Below are 10,107 nucleotides of genomic sequence, written 5' to 3'. Positions count from 1 at the left end.
GGAGCGACACACGAGGTTCGAACTCGTGACCTCAACCTTGGCAAGGTTGCGCTCTACCAACTGAGCTAGTGTCGCATCAACAACGTTTCCGCTGTTTAGGGCTGCGAATTATAAGAGCATTTTTTTGTGATGCAAGTCCTTCCTTCAAAAAAACTTTATTTTTTTACTGAACGACGAAAAAGCAATCAAAAGCGATATAAATTACAACAATTTGGATCGCAACCTTAACAGTTAAATCTTGAAAATAGTACCTCGATAGTACTTAAGTTCTGCGATGGACTCACGAATGTCGTCCAAGGCCAAATGTGTTCCCTGTTTTGTGAACCCATTTAGCACCTCAGGTTGCCAGCGACGTGCTAGTTCTTTAAGAGTACTAACGTCAACATATCGGTAATGGAAGAACTCTTCCAACTCAGGCATATGCTTGTATAAAAAGCGACGATCCTGCCCAATGCTGTTACCACATATTGGCGACGCCCCTTTTGGCACCCATTTTTCTAAAAATTCAATGGTTTGTGCGACTGCGTCTTGTTCTGAGATTTGACTGTTTCGAACGCGCTCCACCAAACCGCTTGCCGTATGCGTATTAGTACACCAGTCGTCCATTTTCGCCAGTTCTTCTTCCGGCTGATGAATCGCTAACACTGGACCTTCAGCCAAAATATTTAGTTCGCTATCCGTGACAATAGAAGCAATTTCGATGATTTTGTGCGTTTCAGGATCAAGCCCTGTCATCTCTAAATCAACCCAAATTAGGTTTTGATCGCTAAAGGACATGGTTACGCCGCCTATTTGTTTATCGATAAAAGAGGTACTATACCTCAAAATACGAGAAACACGATACTCATACACGGAGCCAAGAGTACGGCTCAACCATTTGAGTAAATTCACATAAAGTACAGAATTGTGGCAAAGAAGAAAAAGTTAACCAAAGGTCAGGTGCGACGCGTACGTAGCAACCAACAAAAGCGTTTGAAGAAGCAAGAAGATTCCATCCAGTGGGATGAAAACATGCTAGGCGCCAGCAAGCAAGGTCTCGTGATCACTCGTTTTGGTCAGCACGCGGACATTGAAGACCTTGAAACAGGCGAAATTCAACGCTGTAACCTCCGCCGTGGTATTGAGTCTCTAGTATCTGGCGATCGTGTTTTATGGCGCGAAGGATTGGAGTCTATGGCGGGCATCTCTGGTGTTGTTGAAGCGGTAGAACCTCGCTCTTCAGTGCTCACTCGTCCAGATTATTACGATGGCCTAAAACCCGTTGCAGCCAATATTGATCAAATGGTCATTGTCTCTTCGGTATTACCAGAGCTATCGCTAAATATTATTGACCGCTATCTCGTTGCATCAGAAACACTGAATATTGCGCCATTGTTGGTCTTAAATAAAGTCGACCTTCTAGAAGCCGATGATCGTGCAATGTATGAAGAATGGCTCAAAGAATATGAACGCATTGGCTATAAAGTGCTTCTGGTCAGCAAGAAGTCTGGAGAAGGCATTGCTGAACTAGAAACCCTGCTGCGTGACCGAATTAATATCTTTGTTGGTCAATCAGGCGTAGGGAAATCCAGCTTAGTCAACGCGTTAATGCCGGAACTAGAGAGCGAAGTGGAAGAAGGCGAAGTCTCTGAGAACTCTGGCTTGGGCCAACACACCACGACGGCTGCACGTTTATACCACATTCCAACGGGTGGCGATTTGATCGACTCACCTGGAGTACGTGAATTTGGTCTTTGGCATTTGGAAGCAGAAGAAGTAACAAAAGCATTCGTTGAATTTCGACCATATTTAGGCGGTTGCAAGTTCCGAGATTGTAAACACAATGATGACCCAGGCTGCCTTCTACGCGAAGCTGTCGAGAACGGGGAAATTAACGAAACTCGCTTTGAAAACTATCATCGCATTTTGGAAAGCATGGTTGAAAACAAAGCAAATCGTCAGTATTCACGTAATAAAAAAGCCGATCTGTAATTGAGTTAAGGCTGTAACTGTGTAAAAAGTCTTCACCTAATACTGACAAGCAAATTAAATTTCAGTAACATCACGCGCCCTAAAGCGCGAATCTAACAGAAGTATCGGAATTAAAGATGGACAAGTTTAAAGTTGGACTGCAGTACTGGATCCCACAACACGGCCTCACTCGCCTAATGGGTAAACTGGCTTCAGCAAAAGCTGGCGGTCTAACAACAGCAGTTATTCGTTGGTTTATCAAACAATACAATGTGAACATGGATGAGGCGAAGCACTCAGATCCTAAGCATTTTAAAACGTTCAACGAGTTTTTCGTTCGTGAGCTAAAAGAGGGCGCACGCCCAATTTCTGAAGGCGAAAACGTCATCACTCACCCAGCCGACGCTTGTGTTAGCCAATTTGGCCCTATTGAAGATGGTCAACTTATCCAAGCAAAAGGTCATCACTTCTCAGCACAAGAATTGCTGGGCGGTGACGCGAATTTAGCGGACGAATTTAAAGATGGTTCTTTTGCCACATTGTATCTATCTCCGCGCGATTACCACCGTGTACACATGCCATGTGACGGCACTCTGCGCCAAATGATTTACGTACCAGGTGACCTGTTCTCAGTAAACCCTCTGACAGCAGAAAACGTACCGAACCTATTTGCACGTAACGAGCGTGTGGTGTGTATCTTCGATACTGAGTTTGGTCCAATGGCACAGGTGCTTGTTGGTGCGACAATTGTTGGTAGCATTGAGCAAGTATGGGCTGGCACTATCACTCCGCCTCGTGGAAACACTGTCTACAAATGGGATTACCCAGCAGAGGGTGACAAGGCCGTGATCTTGAAAAAAGGCGAAGAGATGGGCCGCTTCAAACTGGGTTCTACTGTTATTAACCTGTTTGCCAAAGACGCGATTGAGTTTGACGCAAGCATGGAAAACGGTAAGCCAACCGTTATGGGCACACCTTACGCCTTGAAAAAATAAGTAAAACACCGTTAAAGAGCCCTTTATTAAGGGCTCTTTTTATTGATAAAAAGCAAAACTCCGTTCGAAATTTAGCCTCTATTTCTCAAACTCATACCTGCCTCTAAGACCCTCATTCCACAATCAATTATCCTGCGCTTAGAATGAATATTTAGAGGGGCAGCCAATGCCAAAGATGAGTGTAAACACGTTGGCGAAATTGCTGGTGTGCTTTTTAATTCCGCTCGGTGTTTTGATGATACCGATCGATGCTATTCCTATTGACGATCTCACTTTAATTCAGCATCGCCTGTTAGCTATTTTTCTTCTTGCTGCCCTACTTTGGGTTCTCGAGCCGGTTCCCGTTTTTGCTACGTCCATTCTTATTATCGCTCTTGAACTGATCATGATATCGGATAAAGGTTTGCATCTATTTCGCAATCCACCAGCGGGGCATGATTTAGGAGAGTTAATTGCTTACACCGATATTTTCTCGGCCTTCTCTTCACCGATCATTATTCTTTTTATGGGTGGTTTTGCTCTCGCGATTGCGGCTTCCAAATACGAGCTCGACAACAACCTCGCCCGAGTACTATTAAAACCATTCGGCACCCAACCTAAGTTCATCATGCTGGGCTTGATGTTAATTACCGCCGTTTTTTCAATGTTTATGTCCAATACTGCCACGACCGTGATGATGCTAGCCCTGCTTGGCCCCATCGTCGCTTCAGCACCTAAAGGGGATTTAGGGATTAAAGCACTGGTGTTGTGTATTCCAATTGCCGCGAATACAGGCGGCATTGCGACTCCGATAGGCACGCCACCTAATGCGATAGCGCTTCAATATCTCACTGGAGAAAACGCGATAGACTTCCTATCGTGGATGACAATGGGTCTACCATTTGTGTTGGTACAACTCACTGTAGCTTGGTTCTTGTTGCAAAAGCTGTTTCCGTCTAGCGAACCAGAAATGAAACTAAAGCTAGATGGTACATTCAAAAGGAGCTGGCGTGCGATCGTCGTCTACATCACTTTTGCACTAACCATTTTGCTTTGGATGACAACGAAAGTGCATGGCATGAATACATACGTTGTCGCGATTATCCCACTAGCAGTGTTCACCTTAACGGGCATTATGGGCAAAGAAGAACTCAAGCTGATTAACTGGGATGTTTTATGGCTAGTTGCCGGTGGTATAGCAATTGGCATTGCCTTAGACAAAACGGGCTTAGCCGAAGCATTAGCGCACGCCATTGATTACAGCCTGCTATCACCATTTGCCGTAGTTTTAGCCCTATCAGTAGTGTGTTGGTTAATGGCGAACTTTATGTCTAATACCGCAACAGCAAACTTATTGATGCCTATTGCTGCCGCTATTGGTACATCAATGCCAAGCCTTATTGCGGTTGGTGGCCTACAAGGTTTACTGGTTGTCGTCGCCTTCTCCGCATCACTTGGCATGATCTTACCGGTTTCCACACCACCAAACTCTTTGGCTTATTCAACAGGCCTCATCGAGAGCAAAGACATGGCGAAAGTGGGGCTGATTCTTGGTTTGATTGGTCTATTTATCGTGTATGGCGCAGTTCTGGTGCTGTTTTAATCGATAAGCTCCGTGACAGAGCTTGTTGTCATGGAGCTGTTCGCCAACTATTGCCCTTGCAGAGCCGCTTTTACATCCATTAAATTTCGTGCATATTAAGACTCCTCTACTCTACAAGGACGTCGACACATCATGGGTTACGAATGGCTTGCTTTATGCGCCGCTTTTCTGTGGGCAGTTTCTAGCCTAATTTCGGTCATTCCTGCACAACACCTAGGCGCATTTTCTTACAGCCGCTGGCGTATGGGCTGCACAGCCGTGATCTTATCAACAATGGCCTGGATAACTGGCGGCTGGTTAACGGTTTCTTGGGAACATGTAACGCCAATGATGGCCTCAGGACTGATTGGTATTTTTATTGGTGATACCGCTCTATTCGCGTGTTTGAATCGTATGGGGCCAAGACAGGCCGGGTTACTATTCTCTTGCCACGCCGTGTTCTCTGCCATCTTGGGCTACTTCTTATTTAGCGAAGTCATGACCACAATAGAACTACTGGGCGCATCATTGGTATTTAGCGGCGTGGTGATGGCGATATTCTTTGGCCGAAGAGGTCAAGTGAATAACGTCTTGGAAGACATTAAAGGTAACATCTGGGTAGGTATTGGACTTGGCTTAACCGCAGCAATGTGCCAAGCATTGGGCGGTATCATCGCCAAGCCAGTAATGCAAACCAGTATTGACCCAGTTGCGGCTTCTGCTATTCGAATGATCAGTGCCTTTTTCGCCCACAGCATGTTGTTAATTCTAGGGGTCAAAGTCGCTCGCTCGACGCAACACATTACTTGGCGCGTATTTGGTATTACTGCACTTAATGGTTTCTTGGCGATGGCCGTCGGCATGACGCTAATCTTATACGCACTGCAAGAAGGAAATGTAGGTATGGTTGCACTGCTATCTTCAACCACGCCAATTATGTTGCTACCACTGCTCTGGATTTACACGAAACGCCGACCAAACCGATTTTCATGGTTGGGCGCAGCCCTAGCTGTGATTGGTGCGGGCATATTGGTTCAGTAACCTTACAGACCAGCCCTTACTGCCAGATACAAAAAAGCCCGAGTTTAAACTCGGGCTTTTGTCATTCGGAGCCGTTAGTTAATCATTTAACTAGTACTTCACCCGTCATTTCTGCTGGGATTTCTAGACCAGCTAGAGAAAGCATGGTTGGTGCAAGGTCAGACAGTTTACCGCCTTCTTTGAATTCAACCGCTTTGTCACCTACATAGATTAGAGGTACTGGTAGGTTAGTGTGAGCAGTGTGGATGCCGCCAGTTTCAGGGTCGATCATCATTTCTGCGTTACCGTGGTCCGCAGTGATCAATAGTTGACCGCCAACTTCTTTGATTGCTTCAACCACTTTACCCACGCTTTCATCTAGAGCTTCGATTGCTTTCTCAGCCGCTTCATAAACGCCAGTGTGACCAACCATATCTGCATTCGGGTAGTTACAGATGATGGTATCGAACTTACCTGATTTGATAGCCGCAACCATCTTCTCTGTTAGTTCTGGAGAGCTCATTTCAGGCTGCATGTCGTACGTTGCAACTTTTGGAGAAGCAACCAACTGACGCTCTTCGCCTTCGAATTCGTTCTCAACACCACCGTTGAAGAAGAAAGTCACGTGTGCGTATTTCTCTGTTTCAGAGATACGTAGCTGAGTTTGACCTTGTTTAGATAGCCACTCACCGTAAGTGTTTTCTAGAGACGCAGGTGGGAATGCGATAGCTAGAGGGATATCAGCCGCGTATTGAGTCAGCATCACAAAGTTGATTGCTGGGAATACTGCACGCTCAAAGCCGTCAAACGCAGGAACGAATGCACGAGTGATTTGACGTGCACGGTCAGCACGGTAGTTCATGAAGATAACCGCATCGCCATCTTGCATGATTGCGTCTTCTTGACCTTCCGCTTTGATAGCTGTTGCTTTAACGAATTCGTCGTTTTCTTCACGAGCGTAAGCCGCTTCTAGACCTGCAACTGCCGTTTCTGCTGTGAACTCAGCTTTAGCTTGAGTTAGAAGATCGTAAGCAACTTGGACGCGATCCCAGTTGTTATCACGGTCCATTGCGTAGTAACGACCTACTAGAGAAGCAACGTGGCCTTTACCTAGTTTCGCAAATAGGTCTTGGAAACGTTGTAGTGAGTTTTCAGCACTACGTGGTGGTGTGTCACGGCCGTCTAGGAAGCAGTGTAGGTAGATTTTCTCTGCGCCACGCGCCGCTGCCATTTCAACTGCAGCGTAAATGTGGTCTTCGTGAGAGTGAACACCGCCTGGAGACATCAGGCCCATGATGTGTACTGCTTTTTCAGCTTTCACAGCAGAGTCGATTGCTTCAACTAGCGCAGGCGTTTGTTCGAACTCACCATCCGCAATTGATTTAGTGATACGAGTCAGGTCTTGGTATACAACGCGGCCTGCACCAATGTTAGTGTGACCAACTTCAGAGTTACCCATTTGACCATCAGGAAGGCCAACATCCATGCCTGAAGCAGAGATTAATGTGTGTGGGTTATTCGCAATCAGAGCATCCATTACTGGTGTTTTCGCATTCGCAATTGCGTTACTTGCTGTGTCTTCACGGTAACCGTAACCGTCAAGGATAACTAGAGCCAGTGGCTTCTTAGCTGACATAGTGATGACCTCATCAAATTTAAGTAACTTTTGGCGTAGGGCCTCGCTGCCCTATCTAACCTTGAAACAAAACTAGCGTAATTTTACTACACTTTTTAACCAAAACTGTAGGTTAAGATCAAATAATGTTTGCGATTTATTGTTGCTATCTTACAAGTTAAGCGAACAACGAGTCAGTGCCGACAAACGTGTTCCACAAGCATAGTCATTTCTAATACGCTTTGTACACCCCAGTCTAAGTTCGGTTTTCTTACGCTTCTCATTCTTATTTTTGCACTTGAAACAGTGCTAATTTAAAGCAACATCAAACAAGATGGGTTAATACCTATTGTTCTCTTTTCTCAGTAAAACAGAAGTCACTTAAACCGATAAGTCCAATAGGCCAAAGCAATCAAGCTACCAGAGCGAAATGTACGGATAGTAAGGGCATAAAGGGTTTATAGAGATCTCAATTATTCGTTAGAAAATTTTAACCCTCTCGCCTAAGAGCCGTAACCTCGCTATACTCCTGCTTTATTTTTCCGCCAACAGCGTAAGAGCTCAAGACATGCAAGAGTACATTGAATTTTTCCAACAGAACATGATTCTATCTTTGGTTTGGGTAGGTCTTCTTGTCGCCTTTATCATGAACATCGTGAAATCAGCGACAGCCGCATACAAAGAAATCAACGTAAACCAACTGACTCATCTTATGAACCGTGAAAACGGCGTTGTAGTGGATATCCGTACCAAAGACGAGTTCAAAAAAGGTCATATCACCGACTCACTTCACATTTTACCGTCAGACATCAAAGCGGGTAACTTGGGTAGCCTTGAAAACCACAAATCAGACCCAATCATTGTTGTATGTAAGACAGGACAGACCGCTCAAGAAAGCGCAAACCTACTAGTAAAAGCTGGCTTCGAAAACGTGAGCCTACTAAAAAATGGTTTGATTGCGTGGAACGAAGCGAACCTGCCGTTAGTTCGCGGTAAGAAGTAGGAACGTGGCAAGAACGAAAGTTCGCGTTTAAACGCGCTTTTACCAAGCCTCGCGGACAAAAAACTGAGCAAATTGAAAGCAGTTGGAGCACTAAGTTGTGACGCTTTGCACGTAATACACGCTTCATCTAGTCAAGGTAGATTGGCTCAGTTAGTCTCAGGACATACCAGTTTTCTGAGCTTAGACGTTTCTAGGCTCAACAAATATTGATTTAAGGATTAAAAAATGGCTGAAGCAGCACCTCAAGACGCACAACAAAACTTCGCAATTCAACGCATCTTCCTAAAAGACGTTTCTTTTGAAGCGCCGAACTCTCCAGTAATTTTCCAGAAAGAGTGGAACCCAGACGTTAAACTAGACCTAGACACTCAAAGCCGTGAGCTTGGTGAAGGCGTTTACGAAGTTGTTCTACGCCTAACCGTTACTGTGAAGAACGAAGAAGAGACTGCGTTCCTATGTGAAGTTCAACAAGGTGGTATCTTCACTGCTGAACAAATGGAAGCTGGTCAACTTGCACATTGCCTAGGCGCATTCTGCCCGAACATCCTATTCCCATACGCTCGTGAAACTATCTCAAGCCTAGTCGTTAAAGGTACGTTCCCTCAACTGAACCTAGCGCCAGTAAACTTTGACGCGCTATTCATGAACTACCTACAACAGCAAGCTCAACAAGGCGAAGCTGAAGCGTAATTCACGTTTTATAAGTGACGAATAGCCACAGTGCTGACGTCACCGACTCAAACAAAATGCACAGAGCGTCTACCATTCGATGCAATGTGCATTTTTTATTTCTGACAAAAGTTCCTAGTTCCTAATCGCCAGAAGGCGTAAAATTTGACGATTAGGAACTAGATTCTACTAGTAGCAAGACAATTAGGCGGTAGCATGACACAAGCAAATACAAACAATGCTTACGGTAAAGACATCGCAATGACTGTGATTGGCGCAGGCTCATACGGCACCTCTTTGGCAATCTCACTCGCTCGTAACGGCGCGAACGTTGTCCTTTGGGGACACGAGCCAGAGCACATGGCTCGCCTAGAAGCAGACCGAGCTAACCATGCCTTTTTACCAGGTGTTGATTTCCCTGAAAGCTTGATCATTGAATCGGATTTAGAAAAAGCCGTTCAAGCAAGCCGAGATTTGTTGGTTGTGGTTCCAAGCCATGTCTTTGGCATCGTGCTAAACAGCTGTAAACCATTCTTGCGCGAAGACTCTCGCATCTGTTGGGCAACCAAAGGGCTTGAACCTGAAACGGGGCGCCTGCTGAAAGACGTCGCTTATGACATTATCGGTGAAAACTACTCACTAGCAGTATTGTCTGGCCCAACGTTTGCGAAAGAGCTCGCAATGGGTATGCCGACTGCAATCTCTGTTGCGTCTCCAGATTCTGAATTTGTTGCGGATCTACAAGAAAAAATCCACTGTAGCAAAACCTTCCGCGTATATGCCAATAGTGACTTTATTGGTATGCAATTGGGTGGCGCTGTGAAAAACGTTATTGCGATTGGTGCGGGTATGTCTGATGGTATCGGTTTTGGCGCCAATGCCCGTACTGCATTAATTACTCGTGGCTTGGCTGAAATGAGTCGCCTTGGTGCTGCGCTGGGTGCACAGCCAGAAACCTTTATGGGCATGGCGGGTTTAGGCGATCTTGTCCTGACATGTACCGATAACCAATCACGTAACCGACGCTTTGGCTTGGCATTAGGCCAAGGTAAAGACGTTGATACGGCTCAAGAAGAAATTGGTCAAGTGGTTGAAGGTTACCGCAATACAAAAGAAGTATGGCTACTTTCTCAACGTATGGGTGTTGAGATGCCGATAGTTGATCAAATTTATCAAGTATTGTATCAAGGAAAAGATGCGCGCTTAGCAGCGCAAGATTTACTTGCTCGTGACAAAAAAGCCGAAGGAAAGTAGCAATCTACCGCCCTTTGCAGCTCATCTGAGAAAAATTGAA

General features: G+C 45.4%; 9 protein-coding genes and 1 tRNA gene. 7 read left to right on the top strand and 3 right to left on the bottom strand.

Annotated elements, in window-relative coordinates:
• Positions 1 to 2 precede the first annotated feature (2 nt).
• Both R7M72_RS21280 and orn read right to left on the bottom strand, forming a co-directional pair.
• A tRNA-Gly gene (locus R7M72_RS21280) sits at positions 3 to 75 on the bottom strand.
• Between the two features lie 156 nt (positions 76 to 231).
• Positions 232 to 777, bottom strand: coding sequence for an oligoribonuclease (orn, locus tag R7M72_RS21275; protein WP_017635574.1), 546 nt, complete (start codon positions 775 to 777; stop codon positions 232 to 234).
• A gap of 129 nt (positions 778 to 906) precedes the next feature.
• Between orn and rsgA the strand changes: the two genes are divergently transcribed.
• From rsgA to R7M72_RS21255, 4 genes are all read left to right on the top strand, one after another.
• Entirely contained in the window at positions 907 to 1,971 is a 1,065-nt protein-coding gene (gene rsgA, locus R7M72_RS21270; RefSeq protein WP_005386419.1) for a small ribosomal subunit biogenesis GTPase RsgA, read from the top strand.
• Positions 1,972 to 2,087: 116 nt separating this feature from the next.
• On the top strand, positions 2,088 to 2,945 hold the full coding sequence (gene asd / locus R7M72_RS21265) for an archaetidylserine decarboxylase (RefSeq protein ID WP_005381465.1): 858 nt from the start codon (positions 2,088 to 2,090) through the stop codon (positions 2,943 to 2,945).
• Between the two features lie 166 nt (positions 2,946 to 3,111).
• Positions 3,112 to 4,527 carry an SLC13 family permease gene (locus R7M72_RS21260; protein WP_115386346.1) on the top strand — a complete coding sequence of 472 codons (1,416 nt, stop codon included), beginning with the start codon at positions 3,112 to 3,114 and terminating at the stop codon, positions 4,525 to 4,527.
• Positions 4,528 to 4,659: 132 nt separating this feature from the next.
• Positions 4,660 to 5,547 (top strand): DMT family transporter, encoded by an 888-nt coding sequence (locus R7M72_RS21255; RefSeq protein ID WP_318056315.1) that lies wholly within the window; start codon positions 4,660 to 4,662, stop codon positions 5,545 to 5,547.
• 82 nt (positions 5,548 to 5,629) lie between these two features.
• Here the strand turns inward: R7M72_RS21255 and gpmM are convergent, their stop codons facing one another.
• The gene (gpmM, locus tag R7M72_RS21250) at positions 5,630 to 7,162 is read right to left on the bottom strand and encodes a 2,3-bisphosphoglycerate-independent phosphoglycerate mutase (protein ID WP_318056314.1); all 1,533 of its coding nucleotides are present in this window, start codon (positions 7,160 to 7,162) and stop codon (positions 5,630 to 5,632) included.
• Positions 7,163 to 7,709: 547 nt separating this feature from the next.
• Between gpmM and R7M72_RS21245 the strand changes: the two genes are divergently transcribed.
• From R7M72_RS21245 to gpsA, 3 genes are all read left to right on the top strand, one after another.
• Entirely contained in the window at positions 7,710 to 8,144 is a 435-nt protein-coding gene (locus R7M72_RS21245; RefSeq protein WP_005386415.1) for a rhodanese-like domain-containing protein, read from the top strand.
• 225 nt (positions 8,145 to 8,369) lie between these two features.
• Entirely contained in the window at positions 8,370 to 8,834 is a 465-nt protein-coding gene (gene secB, locus R7M72_RS21240) for a protein-export chaperone SecB (protein ID WP_005386410.1), read from the top strand.
• Positions 8,835 to 9,029: 195 nt separating this feature from the next.
• Entirely contained in the window at positions 9,030 to 10,067 is a 1,038-nt protein-coding gene (gene gpsA, locus R7M72_RS21235; protein WP_005381474.1) for an NAD(P)H-dependent glycerol-3-phosphate dehydrogenase, read from the top strand.
• Positions 10,068 to 10,107: the final 40 nt, after the last annotated feature.

Source organism: Vibrio sp. YT-18 (assembly GCF_033337345.1).
In the GTDB taxonomy this organism is placed as follows: Bacteria; Pseudomonadota; Gammaproteobacteria; order Enterobacterales; family Vibrionaceae; genus Vibrio; species Vibrio alginolyticus.
The sequence above is the reverse complement of the archived record's forward strand: the minus strand, read 5'-3'. Positions and strand labels throughout refer to the sequence as shown.

Coding starts and splice junctions, on each gene's coding strand:
- asd (WP_005381465.1), top strand. CDS start 2,088: ATGGACAAGTTTAAAGTTGGACTGCAGTACTGGATCCCACAACACGGC.
- gpmM (WP_318056314.1), bottom strand. CDS start 7,162: ATGTCAGCTAAGAAGCCACTGGCTCTAGTTATCCTTGACGGTTACGGT.
- R7M72_RS21245 (WP_005386415.1), top strand. CDS start 7,710: ATGCAAGAGTACATTGAATTTTTCCAACAGAACATGATTCTATCTTTG.
- R7M72_RS21260 (WP_115386346.1), top strand. CDS start 3,112: ATGCCAAAGATGAGTGTAAACACGTTGGCGAAATTGCTGGTGTGCTTT.
- secB (WP_005386410.1), top strand. CDS start 8,370: ATGGCTGAAGCAGCACCTCAAGACGCACAACAAAACTTCGCAATTCAA.
- gpsA (WP_005381474.1), top strand. CDS start 9,030: ATGACACAAGCAAATACAAACAATGCTTACGGTAAAGACATCGCAATG.
- orn (WP_017635574.1), bottom strand. CDS start 777: ATGTCCTTTAGCGATCAAAACCTAATTTGGGTTGATTTAGAGATGACA.
- R7M72_RS21255 (WP_318056315.1), top strand. CDS start 4,660: ATGGGTTACGAATGGCTTGCTTTATGCGCCGCTTTTCTGTGGGCAGTT.